Consider the following 19,283-nt stretch of genomic DNA (forward strand, 5'->3'; position numbering starts at 1 on the left):
GGTCCAGCGAGAGCAGTGACGGCCGAAAGCCGTTCGCGCTTGTGCCAGGTTGGCTTCTCGTATTTCTTCACCAGCTATCTCCCCTTGGTGGATACCGCAGAGAAGACCGGCTTCGGCGCCAATGTCAATCGTACCAGGACGACCAATGGTGTTCGAAACGCCTGCGCCGGGTGAATCGGTCTACCGTGCTTTCAAATCCGCCGGTACGGGATAGATTTAGGATCGAGAAAGCGCCACAAGCCGCCTGGGAGGACCTTGCCAATGTCAGACACCGCCTTGCCGCTGGTGATCAGCGCGCCCGAGCCGCGTACGCTCGAACTGATCTTCACGCCGCCGAAGCTGGCGCGCCTCAAAGCACATTATCGCATCGTCGAGACGACGCCCGACGGCGTGGCGCGGCTGCCGCCCGAGCTGCTGGCCGAGGCCCGCTACATCGTCGGCCAGCCGCCGATCTCGCCGCGGACGCTTGAGGCGATGAAAACGCTGCGCTGCGTCTTCAATGTCGAGAGCAACCTCCTCGACAACATGCCCTACGAAACACTGTTCGCACGGGGCATCCATGTCGTCACGACGGGCCTGGTCTTCGCCGAGCCGGTAGCCGAGCTCGGCCTGGCCATGGCGCTCAACCTTGCCCGTGGCATCGTCGATGCCGACCTTGCTTTCCGCAAAGGCGAGGAATTGTGGGGCGGCGACGGCAACCAGGCGGCGCGGCTGCTTTCGGGAGCCGATGTCGGCATCATCGGCTTCGGCGATCTCGGCCGCGCCCTCAACCGCCTGCTGTCGGGCTTCCGCACCCACACGAAGGTGTTCGACCCCTGGCTGCCGCCGTCGATCCTGAGGGAAAACGGCGTCGAGCCGGCCTCGCTAGACGAGGTGCTGTCTTCAAGCGACTTCGTCTTCGTCGTCGCTTCGGTAACCTCCGAGAACCAGGGGTTTCTCGGCGCCGACGCTTTTGGCAGGATGCGCAAGGGAGCCGCCTTCATCCTGCTCAGCCGTGCCGGCGTGGTCGATTTCCCCGCCTTGATGGCGGCGGTAAGAAGCGGTCACATCCTTGCCGCCAGCGACGTCTTTCCCGAGGAGCCGCTGGCGGGCGACCATCCCGTGCGCGCGCTGCCCGGCTTCCTGCGCTCCGCCCACCGAGCCGGCGCCCTCGACATCGCCTTCAAACGCATGGGCGACATGGTGCTGGAGGACATGGACCTGATCGATCGCGGCCTGCCGCCACTGCGCTCCAAACGCGCCGAGCGCGAGACGGTGTCGAGGATGCGCTCGAAGCCGTCGGACAGGAATTAAGCAACCGCGCCGGTGTGAGCATTGCTCAACCCCATCGGCAAGGTTTTGTACCAAACCGTACGTTGAATCCCCTTTGAGATGCACCTTCGGAGGAGTAAAAAACAACCTCTGGGAGGTAGCGATGGTTGGAAGCCATATAGACATGGCGCGGGCAGCTATCGAAGCCAGCCTCCTGCTACGACATCGTTCCATTGCTGGAAACGTCGCCTTTCGCCACGAAATCGACCATTCCAGGCACGTGATCGCGCAATCGCGCGAGCTTCTGAAACGGCTTCGCCAACGCCAGCGCGATGATAACGGTCCGGCCTGGGAAGATACAGACCCGGTTCCCATCTCAGCGTTCGATGCCGATATTCTGCGCGCTGTGTTTCGAGATCTGGTCTCGGAAGCGAACGTGCCCGAGTGTCAATGGCGCGACTTGGCCAAAAGCCTGGTTCACGAGTTTACCGGCTGCGAGCTGGTCGAGACCGGCTTGATAGAATGGCTCATTCACAAATAGTGATCCGCCAAGGCCCGTGAGCCCGTCCCCCAAGGGATGCCCGCGCTTCCTGATGGAACGATCGTGCCGCCGGCTGGTTTTGCGAATGGTCGGGCGGTGGGAAGCCCGGCGTACTCAGAAGGCCCGTCACGAGTCGCGTCGGTGGCGGGCCTTTCCATGTCCAGCAGCGATATTGGCCGAAGGTCCCATTCGCGCATGGGCAATGTTGTGGCCATATCAGCCATAGCTTGATTAATGGTCCGGACGTCTTTGGGGGACGGCATCGTGCCAATTCGCAGGAATCTTGCCGCCAATCCGAGACGGCTGGTCAGCGGCCACGCGTCGGTGAGCGCCGTTTGCCGCGGACTGGGCATGAACCGCTCGCAGTTCGAGCGTTACCTGCGAGGCAAGAGCGTGCCCAACCGGGCCACGGCGCGACTGATCCGCGACTACTTCCGGATCGACGAGGATGAACTATACCGGGCGCCGGACGCCGCACCGGAACGCGCCCTTCTGTCGCCGATGCACGAAACGCTTTACGGCAACATGGTGCGCGGTCCCTGCCCCGCCATCGCCGGCGGCACCTACTTCACCTACTTTGCGGTCCCCGACCGCCCAGACCTGTTGATGCGGTCGGTCACCTTCGTGCGGCGCCAGGCCGAGCTGGTGACGTTCCGGCGCGTGACCCGGTGGGCGGAGGGCAATCGCCAGGGCGGGGCACGCGCGCCCGGCTGGCACTATGGCGTCGCGATCTCGCGCCTGAACTGGATTTATTCGCCGCCATCAACCGCCGCCAGACCGGCGAGCCATCGATCGTGGCCGTGCAATGGGCGCCCTTCTCCGAACCGGTCCTGGTCGGCCAGGCCTTCGTGCTGACCGGAGCGGGGCCGGCCTGCCTGCCGGTCATCATGCGCCAGCAAGTCGGCAGGATCAGCCTGCGGCAGGCGATGCGGATGTGCGGCGTCGTCAGCCTCGACGATACGCGCCTCGACCAGCTTGTGGCCAGCCTAGCGCGCGAACGCTAGAGTGGTCGAGGCCAATGACGATTTGGCCGGGCCAGCAAGAGGATCGCGATGCTCAACACGGTCGACTATGGTGGCAAGGAAGCCGATATTGTCCATGCGCTGGAGGAAGACATCATCTTTGGCCGGCTGGCGCCCGGCACGCGCCTGGTCGAGGACGTGCTGCTGGCCCGCTTCCCGGTCTCGCGCCACACCATCCGCCAGGCCCTCTATCAACTGGAAAGGCTTGGCGTCGCCACGCGCGAGCGCAACAAGGGTGCCACGGTGCGCCGGCTCGCCCCCGAGGAAGTCCGCCAGATCTACGAGGTGCGCGAGATGCTGCAGCGCCAGGCCGCGCTGATGATCCGGCTGCCGGCGAGCGAGGCGCTGATCGCCGAGTTGGCTGAGATCCACCGCGTCTACAGCGCCCATGTCGACGCCGGCTACCTCAGAGGCATCCATGAGGCCAACGACCGCTTCCACCTCACCATGTTCTCGGCCTGCGGCAACGCCTATCTGGTGTCCTCGATCGAGCACTACATGCGCCTCAGCCTGCCGGTACGGGCGAATTCGCTGGCCGACCGGGACAAGCTCGAAATCTCGCGCCAGCATCATCTGATGATGATCGAGGCGCTGAAGCGCAGCGACAATTGGGTGCTGGCGCAGCTCTGCGTCGATCACCTGCAGCCAAGCAAGGCGTTTTATCTCAGGGAGGTCGAGGTGGGCCCGGTGGGCCGCGACGCCGGCTGAGACGCGCAACCCGCCGCTCCCCTGAAGCGGCGAAGAGATTCGGGCTCGGCCCGGCGATACTATCTGACCTTCACGACCACCTTGCCCTTGGCGCGCCCCGTCTCGACATAAGCCAGCGCCTCGTTGGTTTTCTCGAACGGGAAAACCTGATCCACGACGGGGCGTATGACACCGGATTGGATGAGCGATGCGATCCTGCTCAGTTGCTCGCCCTGCGCCCACATGAACAGGAACGAATATTCGACACCGGCGCGTCTGGCCTTGCGGCGTATGCCGCGGCTCAGCAGGCGCAGCACCAGCTTCAGGACGATGTTGAGACCTTTGTCCCTGGCAAATTCGGGATCCGGCGGACCGGAGATGGAGATGAGTTTACCGCCCGGCTTCAGCACATGCAGGGATTTTTCCAGCGTCTTGGCGTCCTGGCTGTTCAGGACGAGGTCGTAGCCGTGCAGGATCTTTTCGAAATCGTCCTTCTTGTAGTCGATGACGATATCGGCGCCGAGGCCTCTCAACAGATCGGCGCTCGCGGCGCCGGCCGTCGTTGCGACGGTGGCGCCGAGATGCTTTGCCAATTGGATGGCGGCGGTCCCGACGCCGCCGGAACCGGCCTGGATGAACACCTTCTGGCCCTTCGTCAGCCCTGCCCTTTCGACAAGCACCTGCCAGGCGGTAAGAACGACCAGCGGAATGGAAGCGGCCTCCTCCATGCTGAGATTGTCCGGCTTCAACGCCACGTCGGCTTCGTCCACGGCGATGAACTCGGCGAATGTCCCGATGCGGCCGTCGCGCGGCCGCGAAAAGACCTCGTCACCAGCCTTGAATTTGCGGACCTTGGATCCGACCCGCATGACGACCCCTGCCACGTCATGGCCCAGGATGAAGGGCGGGCGATAGGGCAATATCAGCTTGAACTCCCCGTCCCGTAGCTTGGAATCAAAAAGGTTCACTCCGGAGGCGTGGACCTCGATCAGGACATCGTTGTCCCCCACATCAGGCTGCGGCATCTCGGCGAGCCGCAACGCTCCCTTCTTTTGATATTTGTCGACGACGAAGGCTTTCATCATGTTCGCTTTCTGAAAATCGTTTGTTTAGGCAGGCAAGCGGAACTGCTTGCGCAACGTCTTGTCGAACATCCCGGCGGGCGCGAAGCGACGCAGCAGGTTGACCAGCCGCGCCGTCTTGCCGGCGGTGTAGCGCCGGCGCTGATGTTTGTTGGTCGCCGCCTTGAGAACCACATTTGCCACCACTTCCGGCGGGTCTGCCTTGGGCATCACGTCGCGAAGCAATGCGTCGACCCCGGCTCGCGCCTGATCATATTCCTTCATGACCGAATCGGGCTCGAACCCATTCTGGTCGAAAACGGTGCGCACGAATGCCGGCGCGATGACCGAGACGCGAATATTGAAGGCACGGATCTCATGATCGAGCGATTCCGAATAACCTTCGAGCGCGTGCTTGACCGCGGAGTAATGCGCCGAATATGGCGCGGGTACCACTCCCAGGATCGAGCCGATATTTATGATGCGTCCTACGCCCTGCCGCCGCATCGACGGCAACACCGCATTGGTCACGCGCATGACGCCGAACAGGTTGACGTCGAACAGCGCCTGCACCTGGGAAACCGAGGATTCTTCGGCTCCTCCAAGCATGCCGACGCCGGCATTGTTGACCAGCGGATCGATGCGGCCGGTCTGCGCGTGGATGGTTGAAACGAGTGCATCGATGGCCATATCGTCGGTCACATCGCAAACCAGCATGGTCACTCCTTTCGGGCTGTCGCCGAGCTTGCGGCGGCTTGTGCCGAACACGGTAAATCCCGCTCGCGCCAACACTTCCGCGCTGGCGCGGCCGATACCCGAGGAGACTCCCGTGACGAGCGCCGTCTTTCCCGAATTCCTGTTCATTTGGGGCTCCAAAATCATGAGGGCTAGCTTTTTCGCTCCATTAGAATTATGATCGTACTATCATATTACATCCATAATGCAATAGAAGAAAGGAACCGCGGCCATGCGCTATGAAAAAGGCCGGAAGGACGCCTCGCGCGGCCGGATCATTGAGGTGGCCGCCAACCGTTTTCGCGGTGACGGTATCGCTGCGTCGGGGCTGGCAACCATCATGAAAGACGCCGGCTTGACCAACGGGGCCTTCTACCCGCACTTTCAATCCAAGGCGGCGCTTGTCCGTGAAACCGTGGCAGCGGCCCTGGAGGATCAGTCGGACCAGATCCGCGAAGCTTTGGCTGCCGGCGGCCTGGATGTGGCCATCGACGCCTATCTGTCGACGGCACACCGGGACAATCCGGGACAGGGCTGCGCGTCTGCCGCATTGTTGCCGGAGATCGCACGCGAGCCTTCCGAAACACGCCAACTCTATACCGAGCGCTTGCTGACCCTGGTGCGCCAGGTAGCGGCGGAACTGCCGCCGCGGACCCGGAACCCGGAAAGCGTTGCGCTGGGCATCTTTGCGACCCTTATCGGCACTCTTCAGATGGCCCGCGCCGTGGACGGATCGGACCTCTCGGGACGCATCCTGGCGGCAGGGGCAAGCGCGGCACGCACGCTGATCCAGGGGGATAACGAGGCTTCCTCGCTCGGGCACTGAAACTTTCCGCAAGCGGGCCTCGTTGCTGCGCAATCGCCTCCCGAGGCGATGACAAGACCCTCCAATCAATGCCTCGCTGGCTGCGCCCGCGAGGCCTTTTTTGTGCGGCGACGAGACCCGTCCTGCGGGAACCGGCACCATCCGCGAACCGCGAAGTTGTCCAGAGGGCCAGGCGCCTGGCCGTCCAGCGGTACCGGCGATGCGCCGCGACGGAGAAGGCTGCCAAAAACCAAGCAACCGCCTGTACGCCGTGGCTACCGCTCAATATCGCAAAGGTTTCAAGGTTCTCAGGAACATATTTGGGCGAAGTTTGGAATTTTGGTCTGATAAACCGGAACTTTCGGGCAAACCGTTTCGTTTAAATCTTGATCGTTGCTTCGACGGTCACAAAGCAACAGGGAAGGACCCAGTCATGAACATCAAGATGATTTGCCTTGGCGCCATGGCGCTTTCGATGGCCACCGGTTCGGCTCTCGCGGGATCCAACACGGGAACATCCGCTCTCGACGATCCTGCCAAGATGAAGCCGTTCTACACGGACTCCGGCATGAAGACGATGGTCGGCAATGATGACTTCGTGAAAGCCTGGAAGGCCCTCACGCCTGAAGACCAGACCGCCATGAAGACCGCTTGCGCCGACGAGTCCAAGAACGCCAACCCAACCAACACGCATCCGGAATTCTGCAGTAGCGTGAAATTGAACGGCGGCAGTTGATAAGGCGTTGGCGCCGTAGGCATGGAACAGCCCCGTTCGCGGGGCTGTTTTCGTGACTGCCGTGCTTTGCCTTGCCGTCACCGCCGCTTTGGCCCCGACACAACTGCTCATTCTGCCTCGACTCCAAGCGCCTGCCGCCAGTCCTTATCGTCGACCGACACATTTCCCGCAGCTTCATGAAGAGGAAAAAACAGCGTCCTTGCTCTGGCCATGTTGCACTGCGGAATATATGCTGCATTGCAATATCGGCTACCCGGCGGACGATGACGGCTGGGCGCAAACGAAGGAGGTGTCGTGGCGGCATCGTTTCGGCCTGACATACAGGGCTTGCGCGCGCTGGCGGTTGGCGGCGTCGTCGCCTACCATTTTGGCGTCACGGCACTGCCCGGCGGCTTTGCCGGGGTCGACATCTTCTTTGTCATCTCCGGCTGGCTGATCACCACGCATCTGATGCAGGAGATCACCGAGACCGGCCGGCTCGACCTCTGGCGCTTCTATGCCAGGCGAGCACGGCGCCTTCTGCCGGCCGCCATCTTCGTCATCCTGGCCACGCTCGCCGTCGGCACCTTCATCATGGCGCCGCGGGAACAGGCGCTCTATTCGCGCGGCGCCATGTATGCCGCGGCCTACACCATCAATCTGTGGCTGCTGCGCTGGTCGTTCGACTATTTCGCCGCCGATTCCTTGAGCAATCCCTTCATCCACTTCTGGTCGCTGTCGGTGGAGGAGCAGTTCTATCTCGTCTGGCCGGCACTGCTTGTCTTCGCCGCCTGGCTGCATCGGGGCCGGCGCATGACGGTGGTCGTGATCGGCGCCGTCGGCCTCGCCTCCTTCGCCGCTTGTCTGTGGTTCACCAGCCTCTCGCCGGCCTGGGCCTTCTACTTCTCGCCGCTGCGGGCCTGGGAATTCGCCGCCGGCGGCCTGGCGACCTTTGCCACGCCAATCTTGTGGCGGCATCAGTTCTGGCTGCGGGCGGCACAGGGGTGGCTGGGCCTGGCGCTGATCGCCGTCGCCTATCTCTGTTTGAGCGAAAACCTGCCTTTCCCCGGCTGGTACGCGCTGATGCCGGTTGCCGGCTCCGTGCTGGTGCTGTTGAGCGGCGCCGGCGAGCAGGGCGATGCCCCGGCCAAGACTCGCTGGCAGGCCTTGGCGCCCGCCGCCATGCTCTCGCTGGCGCCCTTGCAGTGGGTCGGCACGCTCTCCTATTCGCTCTATCTCTGGCATTGGCCCGTCATCGTCTATGCCGCCATGCTGCACCCCGACCTCGGCGTGGCGCAGCGTATCGGCTGCGCCGTGCTGGCGCTGGCGCTGTCGGCGGCCACCTACCGGCTGATCGAAAACCCCGCGCGGCGCGGCGACTGGCTGGCGGCGACAGCCAGGGCCTTTCGCTTCGACGCCAGCCCGGCCGCAAGACCGCTTCGGCTATTACCGGGGCTTGCCCTCGCCCCGGCCCTCGTGCTGACCGCCGCCGGCGTGGCTGCGGCCTACGCCAACGCGCATCTGGCCACCCGCAACATCGACCCGACCCAGCGCGGCATCGAAGAGGCCGCCGAACAGCCGTCCATCGCGCGCGCCGTCGACAAGGACTGCCTGCTCGATTTTCACACTGTGGAGCCGAAACCTTGCACCTTCGGGCCGGCCGACGCCGCCCACACCATCGTGCTGTTCGGCGATTCGCATGCCGACCACTGGTCGACGCCGCTGGTCGAGGCGGCAAAACGCAACGACACCAAAGTGGTCACCTACCTCAAATCCTCGTGCCGCGCTTCGCGGCTGTCGACCTTCAATGCCGTGCTCAAACGCGACTACACCGAATGCGACGCCTGGCGCGAACAGGCGATTTCAGAGATTATCCGCGGAAAGCCGCGCCTGGTGGTGATCTCGGAATTCTCGATCGGCAATCTGACGCGCGACATGTCCGCCGCCAGCCGCGACGCCGAGATAGCTCGCTGGCAGGCCGGCCTGCGCTCTACCTTGGAGGCCTTCAGCCAGGCCGGCGTCGAGACCGCCGTGATCCGCGACACGCCGATCGGCGACAGCTTCGCGGACGCCTGCGTCGCCCGCGCGCTGTGGTGGCGCGAGGCGCCGTCGCTGTGCGACACACCGAGGGCCGAGGCCGCCAATGACGACGTGGCCGCCGCCGAGCGCGCGGTGGTGAAAAGCATCCCAGACACGCTCTATATCGACCTCACCGACCGCTTCTGCGGCCCGACCGAATGCCACGTCTTCATCGACGGCAAACTCGCCTTCCGCGACAGGCATCATCTGGCGACGGCCTTTGCCGAGACACTGGCAGGACCGCTGGAAAAGGCGCTGTTTAGAGGGAGTTAGACTTTCCTTGCCCTTGTGGGAGAAGGAAGAAACGCTCGCTTACCCTGCCCCCGCCAGTGCCGCCATATACCGCTCCAACGTCACCTTCCCACGCTCCGGCCTGGTCGGCGGATCATAGGTGTCATCAACCGTCACCTCCGTCATGCGCGCGTAGGATTGTGCCGCTTTCGGCGAAAACCCCATGCTCTCGAACGTCTCAGCCCAATGTTCGCGAGGCACCGAGACCACGCGCACCTCCTTGCCGAGCGCCCCGCCAAAAGCGGCGGCGACATCCCTGGCCGTGTAGCGCGACGGCCCTTCGACGTGATGCAGGCCGTTCTTTTCCGGCGGCTCCGTAAGCAAGCGAGCCGCCGCTTCGCCGAGGTCGCGTGGCGCCACCATCGGCAGTTCGAAATCCGCCGGGAAGAGCGTGTTGACGATGCCCTCACGCCTGGCGGTCTCCAGGGAGGCATCCCAATTGCTCATGTAATAGGCCGCGCGGATGATGCTGGCCGGAATGGCCTGGCTATGCAGTTTTTCTTCCAGCCCATGCAGTGCGGTGAGGTCGCCGGCCCGTTCGCCCGCATGCGCGCCATAGGCCGATTCCGCCACGACCTTCTCCAGTCCCGAACTGTCCAGCGCCGCAATGATGGCGTCCACAGTCCTGCGCTCCTCGGCATCCGTGTCGGTCGAAGGATCGGCCGGCGGATTGAGCAGGAACGCCCGTGTGCCACGCCTGAACACCCCGCGCAGCGCCTCGACATCGAGCACATCAGCCACCGCCACCTCCGCGCCCTGCGCGGCCAGAGGCGCCGCCTTGGCCTTGTCGCGCGTCACCACCGTGACCGGCTCGCCTTGCCGCAGGAGCGCTACCGTCGCTGCCGAGCCGACATGCCCGGTGCCGCCAAGAATGATGTGCATGGTCCAATCTCCCTTGCTGGTTGCATCCAGGGGAAATGGACGGCGGCGACCAAGGTTCAAAACGCCCCTCGCCATGCTGACAGGTATGGCCAGGGCGGCATCGCCCGGCAGGTCCTTTGGCGCCACGGCAACCAGCTCGAACGATCGATTCATCGATTTATGGGAACAGGGCCGTGGCTGCAGCGTTTATTAGACACACCTTAAGAAGGAGGTTGTCATGAAAAAGCTCTTGATTGCATCCGTGATCGCGATCGCTTCGGCGGTGGCGGTGATCGCTCCGGCAAGTGCCGCCAGTATTACGCTCGGCATCGGGAACGGCTATGATGACGACTACTACGTTCCCAGACATCGCGACTATTACCGTCACTACTCCGACGATGGCGCCTATTACGGTGGCTACTCCGACGATGGCGCCTATTACCGCCGTCACCACTATCGTTATGGCGTCTACGACGACGGCTACCGGCCGCGCTACTACGGCATGTACCATCGCCGCTGCCACACCCAGTTGGTGAAGCATTGGCGTCACCACCACCGTGTCATCGAGACAGTGCGCGTCTGCGGCTATTGACCTTGGGATATATCCCGGCCGGCGTAAGCCGGCCGGTGGCTTGCTAACGGACGGATAAAAGAGCGTGCTTCAAGATCAGTGCACGCCGCGAACCGCTTTCCGTGGTGAGCCTAGAACGCCGGATGTGGCATCAATCGCCGCGCAACAACGCCTCCGCGTAGCGGCCATTGGTGATGAAAGGCCCGGCGCCTGAAATTCGAGATAGTCGGCCGCGTAGGCATAATGGTGTCAGACCGTTCAGGATCCGGTACGACATGGTCACACGCGCTTAGGCAATATAGGCTCGGCCGCCATTGCGTTGCGGCTCACGTAAAGAGCACCCAATCGCCGACAACGTTTCGGGCCGCTTGCCAGGCTCAACGTCGAAACGGCTTTCACGATTCCCAGGCACTGCTTGGTATTGGGCTTAGCGAGCTTTCAAGCTTCGGGCGAGATGACTCCCTCCATCAATGCTTGCGCCTCTGGCCCTTCACTTTCGCGGCAAAACGCAACACCATCTTCCCGAATCATGAGACGATGAAAAGTGGACACCCTCTCTACCACCGAACGAAGCGAACGGATGGCGCGTATCCATGGCAGGGATACGAAGCCGGAGATGGTCGTGCGCCGGCTGCTCCACGGGATGGGCTATCGTTACCGGCTCCACCGTGGCGACCTGCCTGGAAAGCCGGACATTGTTTTTGGAAAACGCAAAAAAGCGATTTTCATTCATGGCTGCTTTTGGCATCGTCACGACGATCCGGCGTGCACGCTCGCCCGTCTTCCAAAGTCCCGGTTGGACTTCTGGGGACCAAAATTGTCGGCAAACGCGAAGCGCGACGCGCTCAAACAGGATGCACTGAAGCGGCTCGGCTGGAACGTACTGGTTGTCTGGGAATGCGAATTGCGGCAGGGTGAACAATTAGAGAACAAGCTGCGCCAATTCGTGGGGGAATAGCATGAAGTCGATCGAGCTGTTCGCAGGCGCCGGCGGGCTTGGCATGGGTGTGAGCCGTGCCGGCTTCACGCCGGAAGCCGTAATTGAGTGGGACCGATGGTGCTGCGATACCATTCGAGAAAACCGGACTGATGGCCTCGGCCTGGTCGGCGACTGGCCGGAGCCCATCGAGGGCGATGTCCGCAGGGTCGATTTTCGGGCGCACGAGGGCAAGATCGATCTGGTGACAGGCGGCCCGCCCTGCCAGCCATTCTCGCTGGGCGGCAAGCATCGCGCCCATCTGGATTCGCGTGATATGTGGCCGGAAGCAGTCCGCGCGGTCCGCGAAACCAAGCCACGCGCCTTCATCTTCGAGAATGTAAAAGGGCTGACCCGCGAAACCTTCGCGACGTATTTTTCGCACATCGTACTGCAAATGACGTACCCCGAGTTGGTCGCCGAATCCGACGAGGGTTGGGAAAGCCACCTGCGGCGGCTCGAGAAGCATCATACTGGCCGTCGCGGACCAAGAGGCCTCGAATATCGGGTCGTTCCACGTTCGTTGAACGCGGCGAATTACGGGATTCCGCAGCGTCGGGAGCGCGTGATTTTCGTGGGCTTTCGAGCCGACCTCGACATCAAATGGGCTTTTCCATTGGAAACGCACTCTCTGGAGGCCTTGCTGTGGGATCAGGAAAACGGGGACTACTGGGACCGACATAAAGTCCGCAATGCTGATCGCAAGGTTGGGGACAGGCATTCCGAGCGCGCGGCGCGGCTCGACGTAAAACCAAAAACCGCACCATGGCGGACAACGCGAGATGCGATTGGCGATCTGCCCGATCCCGAGCACGAGTCGCGAAAAGCCGCGAACCATAACAATCACCGGTTCCAACCTGGGGCGCGATCCTACCCCGGACATACTGGGAGCCCGCTCGACGAACCGGCCAAGACCTTGAAAGCAGGTGTCCATGGCGTTCCGGGCGGCGAGAACATGCTGCTGCGGCCGGATGGTAGCGTGCGATACTTTACCGTGCGCGAAAGCGCTCGCTTGCAGACATTCCCGGATAATTTCCGCTTCCACGGCGCATGGTCCGAAACCATGCGTCAGCTCGGCAATGCCGTCCCGGTGGAACTGGCGAACATCATCGCGCGCAGCGTGAAACGCCATCTTACGTTGGGGGGATCGGACTTCCTGAAATGAAGGCTTATGTGTTGGGGGCAGCGTGACTGAAGATGTTTATAATCCGCTGGATAAACTGAACCTTGCCCGTAGCATCGAATTTGAACTGCTAACGCGCGAGCCTGGACCGCTGTCTTCGGTCGATCATATTCCTGGTGCGGGTGTGTACGTCATCTATTATTCCGGCAGCTTGCCCATTTATGCCCCGATTGCCGAAGGCAATAAAGGCGGCACCTTTAGCCGGCCGATCTATGTAGGCAAGGCTATTCCCAAAGGCGGAAGAAAAGGTGGCCTTCGGAAAGACCCCTCGCCAACTGGCAACGCACTCGCAAGTCGTCTCCGTCAGCATGCAGCGTCGATCGACGAAGCGATCAATCTCAACCTCGCCGATTTTTCCCTCCGTCATCTTGTGGTGGACGACATTTGGATTCCTTTAGGCGAAAACATGCTCATTGAGACGTTTCAGCCGACCTGGAATCGTGCAATCGATGGTTTCGGGAACAAGGACCCGGGCCGTAGACGAGCCAACCAATACAAGTCTCCTTGGGATGTGCTTCATCCCGGGCGACGCTTCGCCGACAAATTAGGTGATGGCGGAATGACAACAGAATTCCTGGAGCAACGCGTAGCGGACTACCTAGCGGGCCGCCCACTGGCTAGATTGCCAAAGGTGATCGCCGACCAGCAGGACGAAGAAACGAAAGAAACCGAGGAGAGCGCGGACGAAGCGTAGATCAGTGCTATCGACCCGCTCGGCGGAAGACAGAGACGACGGGCTGTACCGTAGCTCTTCCCCGGTGATTTGCCGTTTAGAATGGAGCTGCCCTAGCGCCCCATCATCATCCCATAATGCACGGCCAGCAGATCGAGCCCTACCTTCAACAGCTTCGTCACCACGTCGCGCCCTTCGCCATCCTGTTCGGCCACGGTCTTCACCGGCTGTTCCAGGCACACGACATTCCGCACGATTGCCGCCACGTCCCAATGCCCGAGCGCCCGTGTCGCGGCGGCGTGCGCGCGGCCGGCGTTGAGCACGCTGTCGGCGATGCCGCCGCCGAGGCGCCCGCCGTCGACGCGCTCCGTCCAGCGCATCGGCTTGATATCGGCCTGCTGGCTGCACCGGAAGTGCTCGCGGTAGCGCATGCCGGCCTCGCGCTGCTGGCGGGTCAGCGAGGTGATGCCCAGCAGCGGGTCGACATTGCGCACCCGCACGATGCCGCCGGTGGAAGTGTGGCCGTCATTCGACACCTCGTAGACGCGCCGTGCCTCGGCCGTTCCCGGTGTCAGCCGCTTGCGGCCGAAGGCATCGTCCTTCAGCGCGAAATCATGGCCGACCTCGCGGCGGATGCGCACCTGCTCGGCCTCGCCTCTCGGCAGTTTCGGCGCTTGCGGCCTGGCGGCCTTGGTTTTCTTGGGCATGGGTGGCTCCTTGGTTGTGTTCGAGTGGTGGCCTTGCAGAACCTGGGTTCCTCGCCTGGCAAAGCGTGGGAGAGGTGGCCGCGAAGCGGACCGAGCGGGGCAGCGCCGACAGTCGAAAGTTGCCTCTTCAGGGGTGCGCATTGCGATGCTCATTCTCAGTCGGCTCTGGCGTGGCCTCCTCTCCGTCCCGGCTTCGCCGGGCCACCTCTCCCCCGCTTCGCGGAGGCGAGGAAACCAGGCCGGCGCCCCTCCGCGCCAGCAACTCCCGCATCACCCGCCGCTCGCGCACTTCTATGCAGAGCTGCGCGCTCGAAGGGCAGAACTGCGCGTTGCCGCTCCTCACCTCGCCGCGCACGAAGCGCTGGATGGCGGCCTGCAGGTCGCCCAGCTCGGCATCCCTGATCGCGCCGAGGTAGCCGCGCAGTTGCATCTCGACGTCAGTCAGGGCGGATTGCGGGAAGCAGGAGAACATTGCCGCCAGCGCCTTCGTTGCCTGCTGCAGTTCGGCCGTGGTCATATCCGCGGATCTCCTCGATGATGGCGTTGGCGGCGTCTCCGTGGGTTTTCGGCCTGGTCCAGCCCGGCGGCTTTTTGAGCCGGCCCTGGCCCTGCGATCCCGAAGCCGCCTCGCGGCCCCCAATCGAAATCCCCGGTCTTTCGCGCCCCTCGCGCGCTGAAAAAGCGGAAGCTTTTTCCATCTGGTTTCTGGACTCTGGAGAATGCCGCGTCAAAACATCGGCATTTGCTTGGACACGCGCCTTTGTTTTCAAGGCGGTGGCGGCTCCGCCGCGCGCGCCGGCGGCCGCTCTCGCCTCGCACTTGAGCCGCGCCTTGCACAGCTCCTTCGTCAGTCTCTTGTGTCCGATCTCGTCGCCCTCGCGCTCGAAGAAGGCGAGCAGCTCGGCGCTGATCGCCCGCCATCGCTTCAACGGCAGGCGGGCCACGCGCGCCAGCCTGGCGTCGTCCTCGGGCAGGCTTCCCCCGGCGTTCCACATCGCCATCAGCAGCAGCATGTAGGCGCCGATCTGCTCGGTCGAGAGTTGCAGCGTGTCGCCGACGAAATCGGAGACGTAGAGCTGCATGAAGGGCCGTTCGCTCATGCCGCGCACCACCTCGTTCTTACAGCCGCGCTAATGGAACCCGCCGCCGGTCCGGACGTTGTGACGCGTCCATGCCCAAGGGAGGATTGCCCATGACGGCTTTCATGCCGGTGACCCTGCGTTTCTGCGACAACAAGACCATGCTGGTCGGCTCGGTGGCCGAGGCGGCGACGGCGCTTCGTCACCAATGGCCCGACAAAACCGCGCCGGGCTACCTCGAGGCGGCACGGCTCGTCCGGCTCGCGGTCGAGGGTACTTGCTGTCCGCGCCCCGCCTTCGAGGCCTTCCGCGAGGCGGCCAGGCAACAAGGCATATTGGTGGCCAAGCCAAGAAGCCGCGCGCATGAGTGGCTCGACGCGGCGGCGAGCCCCTGAGACGGCCGCGATGCAACCGGCGGCAGGCCTTGTGCGTTTATGAGCGTCGGCTTGAAAGCCGGGCTTGGACCGAAGGTGAATGCCGTGGGTACGATGAAGACCGGAGTGCCGCTCAAAGTCTCCCTGGACGGCCATGTCGAGGAGATCGAGACTGTCAGCGAGGCCGCCGATTTCCTGCAGCGCTGGCCGATCGAGCGGCGGGGCCACGTCTATCGCAGCGCCCTCAACGCCTGCAGCGCCGCCATCGCGGCGCAGATCTCGCAATCCGATGCGATGAAAGTGTTCACCGGCTTTGCCCGCGTTGCCGGCATTCTGGTTGCGGGCGGCGGCCCGGCGACGATGCTGGAGCAACGGGCGGCGCAGCAGCCTAAACAAGGGCGCCAGATGCCGAAATAGCGGTGCGGCGCGATGGGCGTTCACAGTGATTCTCCCGAATTGGCGGCGATCGAAACTGGTGACGGCGGCGTTAGAAGCGCCTTTCTCTCCATTCAACGGGGAGAAGGGACCGAGCTTCACCCGGCTTCGCAAACAGGCCGGTGGAAGCGTGCCTGATGGTAGCTGCAGTAGCTTTTCATCGCCGTGGTGCGCATGCCGCAGCACAGCATGTCCTGGCCGGGCCGTCCCGCGGGCGCAACATTTTTGGCATCTTCCTCCAGCGCCAGGTCGAGCGGCGCGCGGCAGCGGGTGAACAGGCAGTCGATGAAGCGCATGGCCACGCCATGCGGCTGCCGGCCGATAGGACCGCGCGGCGACGCCGGCACCTTGAAGCGGTAGGTTGCCCATCAGCAGTGAGCACGCCAGCCTCGCGCTGGAAAAGCCGTGGCCGCACGGCCGGTGTGCTCCCCGGCTGCGGGATGGCGCCGGCACGGCTCGTTGGGGGTTCCGCCTTGGCGGCTCGGCTCGCCGCCTTGGCGGCCCATCGCCGTGCCGGCTGCCGACAAGCCCCTGCCATTGGCGAAGCCGATCGCGCCCAGCATGGCGTTGCGATGCACGACGCCGATAATGGCGTTGCGCGATACTGGGCTGCCGCGCTGTGCGCTGAACGCCGCCGCGATCCTGGAGGCCGAAAGCCCATCCCCGGGCCAGGCGGCAATCGCCTGCAATTCGCTGTCACTGTAGCTTGCCATGTCCGTCTCCATTGCGCGGCCAGCGGCCGCCGTGGACGGCGCCGTCAGGCAAGCGTCTGGTTTGCCCCGCGGCCCCATGGGCGCTGTCGGGCTGGTCTGGCCTGTCGGCCGCTGGGATTGCTTCGGAACCGGCCGCTCAGCCCCGCCGGCCGACCGACGCGGCGGCGAAGCGCGCAAGCCGCGCCCGCCACGTCGCTATCGGGGGGCCGAACCCGCCCTGCCGGTCATCGGCTCGTACAGCATTTACGGTGCCGTCCTGCGTGCGACAGGCAACACCCTCGGCCTGGTCGAATGGGGGGCCGGAGCCGCGGGGAGCGGCTCCGGCCGTTCCGGCCGCCGGGAACGGGCGGACCGGACGCAAGGCCGATGCACCAGGGCAATCGGCTTCGCGCTTCGCCCCGGCCGGGGAGGAGGCGGCCGGGGCGGAAGGGAAAGGGCAGTCGGGCATGCCGGCCTGGAGGCGCTGTCGACTCTGAGAGGGTTGAGCTTTTGCATGAGTTGATATAAGCATAACTCAAAAATCGATGCAAGCCATTCTTTCATGGACGAAAGCAGGACTTGCCGGTCACATGAGGCCATGGTGAAAACGCAACTGTCGATCAGGGTCGGGGCCGCGATCCGCCAGGCACGCAAGCAGCGTGGCCTGGTCATGCGCCACATCGCAGAACACAACGAGACCGATGTGGCCGCCGTAGGCAACTGGGAAACCGGGCGCAACCTGCCTAAGACCGAGAACTTGCTGAAGACCGCCGCCTTCCTGCGCGTCGACCCCGTGGCGCTGGGCCAAGGACAGGTCGTCTTCCTCGACGATGTCGGCCCGGTGGCGGACGCCGAGATCGTCACCGACGCCGGCCCGCTGTCGGCCGGAGCGATGGACATTCCGGTGCTGGGCGCCGCCGTCGGCGGCGACGACGGCGACTTCACCTTGAACGGCGAGCCGGGAGGATACGTGCAGCGTCCGCCAGGGGTCCGCAACCTGCCGAGAGTATTTGCGCTCCATGTCCTCTCGGATTCCATGGTGCCGCGCTACGAACCCGGCGACATGATCTATTGCGGCGGCCGCGACGCGGTGCCGGGCGACCATGTGGTGATCGAGACCTTTCCGGACGAGAACGAGAAGAACGGCAAGGCCTTCATCAAGAAGCTGGTCCGGCGCACCGCGGGCGAGCTGGTGGTCGAGCAGTACAATCCGCCCAAGACGCTGACCTTCAACCGCTACGCCATCAAGCACGTCTGGCGGGTGATTCCGCTGAAGGAACTGCTGGGATACTAGACCGGGCCTGCGTGCCGTGGGCTATCGCCGGCGAGCCACGATAGCATTCAGCCTCAAGGACAACACCGTGACGATCTTGCAAGTCTTTCGCGGAGGGCGAGACGTTGCCCTCTCCGACGAAGACAACGTCTGCTGACGACTTCGCCAGCCGCCGCCCCTCAAGCTCGCCTCGACCCCTCCAGCGGCACGTCGCGGCCGCTCAGCATGCGGGCTTCCGAGCGCACGCGCTGGCGCTCGTCGATGAAAGCGGCCTGGATCGAGATCGCCGTGCCAGGCAGCCCGTCGGCCCGGCAGGCCGAGCAGACGATGCGGCCCGACAGCGCGGCCAGCGGCGTGCTCCCGTTCACCCCGAAGCGCTTCAACTGATCGGGCCGCCACCACCTGTTGCGGCCGCAATCGGCGCACTCGACCGACAGCGAGGCAACCTGCGCGATCACTGCTTCCCTGCCTGGCAACGCCATCACTTTTCCGTCCTTTTGTTCCTGATTTGTTCATATCTTCCCGTGTTTCGAAGCAGGAGTCGAGTCGCGGTTTCCAAACTCTTCCAAAAGTCTCCCTTCTATGTCTGTCAGAGTTATGCTTACATATCACTTGCAAACATGAGTCGGCGCCGGATCACCTCGCGCCAGATCCGGGAGCAAGGATGGATGCCGCCAATTTCGCCCGCGCCTGCGGTTACACCGGCGACAGCCCCGCCTTGCTCTTAGCCTTCGAGGCGATCCGACGCATCGGCATCGCGCAGGCCCGCCTGGATCATTTCAGGCGCAAGGCCGTCATCGACGAGTTGAAGCAGGCGGAGCCGCTGTTCCTGGCCATGATCGGCCCGGCGCTGTCGGCGCACGAAGCCGTCGAGGATGCAGCCCGTTTCATCGCCGGCTGGCGCAACATGCCGCGCTGGCGCCAGGAACGACGGCTGGCCGATCTCGCCAGGGCGAAGCAGCAGCGGCTCGTGGCGCGCTTCTTCCGCCGTTTCGGCCATCGTCTTTGGGCACTTGAGGCAGCCTGAGGCCAGAGCACGGCTGGACCGAGCCATTCGCGGGTTCCAATCCCCGATTTTGGTTTCTAGATTGCGCCTGGGGTGGCTGTTCGTTCGACGCGCCTAATTTGGAATGTTCAAGACTGCCCGCTCAAGAGTCCAGACCTGGATAACGGCCGGGGCGGGAACCATTGCCGCCTTGTCCGTCGCTGGCCTGATCGGGGCATTCGGCGCCCTGCCCGCCCATGGTCCACCACAATTGCCGCCCAGACGGC

Annotated in this window: 23 protein-coding genes and 1 pseudogene; 15 read left to right on the top strand and 9 right to left on the bottom strand. The window is 63.6% G+C overall.

Annotation, left to right across the window (positions count from 1 at the left end):
- Positions 1-261 precede the first annotated feature (261 nt).
- The 4 genes and pseudogenes from ACVWWD_RS26930 (at position 262) to ACVWWD_RS26945 (ending at position 3,522) form a co-directional block, all read left to right on the top strand.
- Entirely contained in the window at positions 262-1,293 is a 1,032-nt protein-coding gene (locus ACVWWD_RS26930) for a hydroxyacid dehydrogenase (RefSeq protein WP_352549971.1), read from the top strand.
- A 121-nt stretch (positions 1,294-1,414) separates the two neighbouring features.
- Entirely contained in the window at positions 1,415-1,792 is a 378-nt protein-coding gene (locus tag ACVWWD_RS26935; RefSeq protein ID WP_352549972.1) for a hypothetical protein, read from the top strand.
- Positions 1,793-2,056: 264 nt separating this feature from the next.
- Positions 2,057-2,796, top strand: a pseudogene (locus ACVWWD_RS26940) (helix-turn-helix domain-containing protein).
- A gap of 48 nt (positions 2,797-2,844) precedes the next feature.
- Entirely contained in the window at positions 2,845-3,522 is a 678-nt protein-coding gene (locus ACVWWD_RS26945) for a GntR family transcriptional regulator (protein ID WP_023774631.1), read from the top strand.
- A 59-nt stretch (positions 3,523-3,581) separates the two neighbouring features.
- Here ACVWWD_RS26945 and ACVWWD_RS26950 read toward each other — a convergent pair whose 3' ends face one another.
- Positions 3,582-4,583, bottom strand: coding sequence for an NADP-dependent oxidoreductase (locus ACVWWD_RS26950; RefSeq protein WP_352549982.1), 1,002 nt, complete (start codon positions 4,581-4,583; stop codon positions 3,582-3,584).
- A 27-nt stretch (positions 4,584-4,610) separates the two neighbouring features.
- Positions 4,611-5,426: an oxidoreductase gene (locus ACVWWD_RS26955; RefSeq protein WP_457103507.1), complete on the bottom strand. Its 816-nt coding sequence runs from the start codon at positions 5,424-5,426 to the stop codon at positions 4,611-4,613.
- A gap of 103 nt (positions 5,427-5,529) precedes the next feature.
- Between ACVWWD_RS26955 and ACVWWD_RS26960 the strand changes: the two genes are divergently transcribed.
- The 3 genes from ACVWWD_RS26960 to ACVWWD_RS26970 all read left to right on the top strand — a co-directional run bounded on the left by ACVWWD_RS26960 (position 5,530) and on the right by ACVWWD_RS26970 (position 9,169).
- On the top strand, positions 5,530-6,123 hold the full coding sequence (locus ACVWWD_RS26960) for a TetR/AcrR family transcriptional regulator (RefSeq protein ID WP_352549974.1): 594 nt from the start codon (positions 5,530-5,532) through the stop codon (positions 6,121-6,123).
- Positions 6,124-6,535: 412 nt separating this feature from the next.
- Entirely contained in the window at positions 6,536-6,838 is a 303-nt protein-coding gene (locus ACVWWD_RS26965; RefSeq protein WP_023774627.1) for a hypothetical protein, read from the top strand.
- 294 nt (positions 6,839-7,132) lie between these two features.
- Complete coding sequence (locus ACVWWD_RS26970) at positions 7,133-9,169, top strand: acyltransferase family protein (protein ID WP_352549975.1); 2,037 nt, start codon at positions 7,133-7,135, stop codon at positions 9,167-9,169.
- 39 nt (positions 9,170-9,208) lie between these two features.
- Here the strand turns inward: ACVWWD_RS26970 and ACVWWD_RS26975 are convergent, their stop codons facing one another.
- The gene (locus ACVWWD_RS26975) at positions 9,209-10,069 is read right to left on the bottom strand and encodes an NmrA family NAD(P)-binding protein (RefSeq protein WP_457103508.1); all 861 of its coding nucleotides are present in this window, start codon (positions 10,067-10,069) and stop codon (positions 9,209-9,211) included.
- A 217-nt stretch (positions 10,070-10,286) separates the two neighbouring features.
- Here ACVWWD_RS26975 and ACVWWD_RS26980 point away from each other — a divergent pair, with 217 nt between their 5' ends.
- The 4 genes from ACVWWD_RS26980 to ACVWWD_RS26995 all read left to right on the top strand — a co-directional run bounded on the left by ACVWWD_RS26980 (position 10,287) and on the right by ACVWWD_RS26995 (position 13,472).
- The gene (locus ACVWWD_RS26980; RefSeq protein WP_352549977.1) at positions 10,287-10,640 is read left to right on the top strand and encodes a hypothetical protein; all 354 of its coding nucleotides are present in this window, start codon (positions 10,287-10,289) and stop codon (positions 10,638-10,640) included.
- Between the two features lie 523 nt (positions 10,641-11,163).
- The gene (locus tag ACVWWD_RS26985; protein WP_023794537.1) at positions 11,164-11,577 is read left to right on the top strand and encodes a very short patch repair endonuclease; all 414 of its coding nucleotides are present in this window, start codon (positions 11,164-11,166) and stop codon (positions 11,575-11,577) included.
- A gap of 1 nt (position 11,578) precedes the next feature.
- Positions 11,579-12,760: a DNA cytosine methyltransferase gene (locus ACVWWD_RS26990; protein WP_023784835.1), complete on the top strand. Its 1,182-nt coding sequence runs from the start codon at positions 11,579-11,581 to the stop codon at positions 12,758-12,760.
- Between the two features lie 22 nt (positions 12,761-12,782).
- On the top strand, positions 12,783-13,472 hold the full coding sequence (locus ACVWWD_RS26995) for an Eco29kI family restriction endonuclease (protein WP_352549978.1): 690 nt from the start codon (positions 12,783-12,785) through the stop codon (positions 13,470-13,472).
- A gap of 92 nt (positions 13,473-13,564) precedes the next feature.
- On the opposite strand, the gene ACVWWD_RS27000 is transcribed toward ACVWWD_RS26995, so the two are convergent.
- The 3 genes from ACVWWD_RS27000 to ACVWWD_RS27010 form a co-directional block, all read right to left on the bottom strand.
- Positions 13,565-14,158 carry a DUF6456 domain-containing protein gene (locus ACVWWD_RS27000; protein ID WP_023774619.1) on the bottom strand — a complete coding sequence of 198 codons (594 nt, stop codon included), beginning with the start codon at positions 14,156-14,158 and terminating at the stop codon, positions 13,565-13,567.
- Between the two features lie 127 nt (positions 14,159-14,285).
- Entirely contained in the window at positions 14,286-14,675 is a 390-nt protein-coding gene (locus tag ACVWWD_RS27005; protein WP_156939443.1) for a hypothetical protein, read from the bottom strand.
- Complete coding sequence (locus tag ACVWWD_RS27010) at positions 14,596-15,258, bottom strand: YdaU family protein (protein WP_352573528.1); 663 nt, start codon at positions 15,256-15,258, stop codon at positions 14,596-14,598. The genes ACVWWD_RS27005 and ACVWWD_RS27010 overlap by 80 nt, the downstream gene beginning before the upstream one ends.
- 92 nt (positions 15,259-15,350) lie before the next feature.
- On the opposite strand from ACVWWD_RS27010, the gene ACVWWD_RS27015 reads away from it, so the two are divergent.
- Positions 15,351-15,632: a DUF982 domain-containing protein gene (locus ACVWWD_RS27015; protein WP_023774616.1), complete on the top strand. Its 282-nt coding sequence runs from the start codon at positions 15,351-15,353 to the stop codon at positions 15,630-15,632.
- Positions 15,633-15,725: 93 nt separating this feature from the next.
- A complete protein-coding gene (locus ACVWWD_RS27020) occupies positions 15,726-16,028 on the top strand; it encodes a DUF982 domain-containing protein (protein WP_032922656.1) in 303 nt (100 codons plus the stop codon).
- Positions 16,029-16,144: 116 nt separating this feature from the next.
- On the opposite strand, the gene ACVWWD_RS27025 is transcribed toward ACVWWD_RS27020, so the two are convergent.
- Positions 16,145-16,342: a hypothetical protein gene (locus tag ACVWWD_RS27025; RefSeq protein WP_457103509.1), complete on the bottom strand. Its 198-nt coding sequence runs from the start codon at positions 16,340-16,342 to the stop codon at positions 16,145-16,147.
- Positions 16,343-16,414: 72 nt separating this feature from the next.
- A complete protein-coding gene (locus ACVWWD_RS27030; RefSeq protein ID WP_457103510.1) occupies positions 16,415-16,759 on the bottom strand; it encodes a hypothetical protein in 345 nt (114 codons plus the stop codon).
- 577 nt (positions 16,760-17,336) lie between these two features.
- Here ACVWWD_RS27030 and ACVWWD_RS27035 point away from each other — a divergent pair.
- Positions 17,337-18,032 (top strand): XRE family transcriptional regulator, encoded by a 696-nt coding sequence (locus tag ACVWWD_RS27035; RefSeq protein ID WP_457103511.1) that lies wholly within the window; start codon positions 17,337-17,339, stop codon positions 18,030-18,032.
- Between the two features lie 158 nt (positions 18,033-18,190).
- On the opposite strand, the gene ACVWWD_RS27040 is transcribed toward ACVWWD_RS27035, so the two are convergent.
- On the bottom strand, positions 18,191-18,493 hold the full coding sequence (locus ACVWWD_RS27040; RefSeq protein WP_015316815.1) for a hypothetical protein: 303 nt from the start codon (positions 18,491-18,493) through the stop codon (positions 18,191-18,193).
- 182 nt (positions 18,494-18,675) lie between these two features.
- Between ACVWWD_RS27040 and ACVWWD_RS27045 the strand changes: the two genes are divergently transcribed.
- A complete protein-coding gene (locus tag ACVWWD_RS27045; protein WP_352549430.1) occupies positions 18,676-19,038 on the top strand; it encodes a hypothetical protein in 363 nt (120 codons plus the stop codon).
- Positions 19,039-19,283: the final 245 nt, after the last annotated feature.

This window comes from Mesorhizobium sp. URHB0026, assembly GCF_054059755.1.

Coding starts and splice junctions, on each gene's coding strand:
- ACVWWD_RS27030 (WP_457103510.1), bottom strand. CDS start 16,759: ATGGCAAGCTACAGTGACAGCGAATTGCAGGCGATTGCCGCCTGGCCC.
- ACVWWD_RS26945 (WP_023774631.1), top strand. CDS start 2,845: ATGCTCAACACGGTCGACTATGGTGGCAAGGAAGCCGATATTGTCCAT.
- ACVWWD_RS26965 (WP_023774627.1), top strand. CDS start 6,536: ATGAACATCAAGATGATTTGCCTTGGCGCCATGGCGCTTTCGATGGCC.
- ACVWWD_RS27020 (WP_032922656.1), top strand. CDS start 15,726: ATGAAGACCGGAGTGCCGCTCAAAGTCTCCCTGGACGGCCATGTCGAG.
- ACVWWD_RS27010 (WP_352573528.1), bottom strand. CDS start 15,258: ATGAGCGAACGGCCCTTCATGCAGCTCTACGTCTCCGATTTCGTCGGC.
- ACVWWD_RS27035 (WP_457103511.1), top strand. CDS start 17,337: ATGGTGAAAACGCAACTGTCGATCAGGGTCGGGGCCGCGATCCGCCAG.
- ACVWWD_RS27005 (WP_156939443.1), bottom strand. CDS start 14,675: ATGACCACGGCCGAACTGCAGCAGGCAACGAAGGCGCTGGCGGCAATG.
- ACVWWD_RS26975 (WP_457103508.1), bottom strand. CDS start 10,069: ATGCACATCATTCTTGGCGGCACCGGGCATGTCGGCTCGGCAGCGACG.
- ACVWWD_RS26990 (WP_023784835.1), top strand. CDS start 11,579: ATGAAGTCGATCGAGCTGTTCGCAGGCGCCGGCGGGCTTGGCATGGGT.
- ACVWWD_RS26960 (WP_352549974.1), top strand. CDS start 5,530: ATGCGCTATGAAAAAGGCCGGAAGGACGCCTCGCGCGGCCGGATCATT.
- ACVWWD_RS26935 (WP_352549972.1), top strand. CDS start 1,415: ATGGTTGGAAGCCATATAGACATGGCGCGGGCAGCTATCGAAGCCAGC.
- ACVWWD_RS26930 (WP_352549971.1), top strand. CDS start 262: ATGTCAGACACCGCCTTGCCGCTGGTGATCAGCGCGCCCGAGCCGCGT.
- ACVWWD_RS26955 (WP_457103507.1), bottom strand. CDS start 5,426: ATGAACAGGAATTCGGGAAAGACGGCGCTCGTCACGGGAGTCTCCTCG.
- ACVWWD_RS27045 (WP_352549430.1), top strand. CDS start 18,676: ATGGATGCCGCCAATTTCGCCCGCGCCTGCGGTTACACCGGCGACAGC.
- ACVWWD_RS27000 (WP_023774619.1), bottom strand. CDS start 14,158: ATGCCCAAGAAAACCAAGGCCGCCAGGCCGCAAGCGCCGAAACTGCCG.
- ACVWWD_RS26980 (WP_352549977.1), top strand. CDS start 10,287: ATGAAAAAGCTCTTGATTGCATCCGTGATCGCGATCGCTTCGGCGGTG.
- ACVWWD_RS27040 (WP_015316815.1), bottom strand. CDS start 18,493: ATGGCGTTGCCAGGCAGGGAAGCAGTGATCGCGCAGGTTGCCTCGCTG.
- ACVWWD_RS26950 (WP_352549982.1), bottom strand. CDS start 4,583: ATGAAAGCCTTCGTCGTCGACAAATATCAAAAGAAGGGAGCGTTGCGG.
- ACVWWD_RS27025 (WP_457103509.1), bottom strand. CDS start 16,342: ATGCGCTTCATCGACTGCCTGTTCACCCGCTGCCGCGCGCCGCTCGAC.
- ACVWWD_RS27015 (WP_023774616.1), top strand. CDS start 15,351: ATGACGGCTTTCATGCCGGTGACCCTGCGTTTCTGCGACAACAAGACC.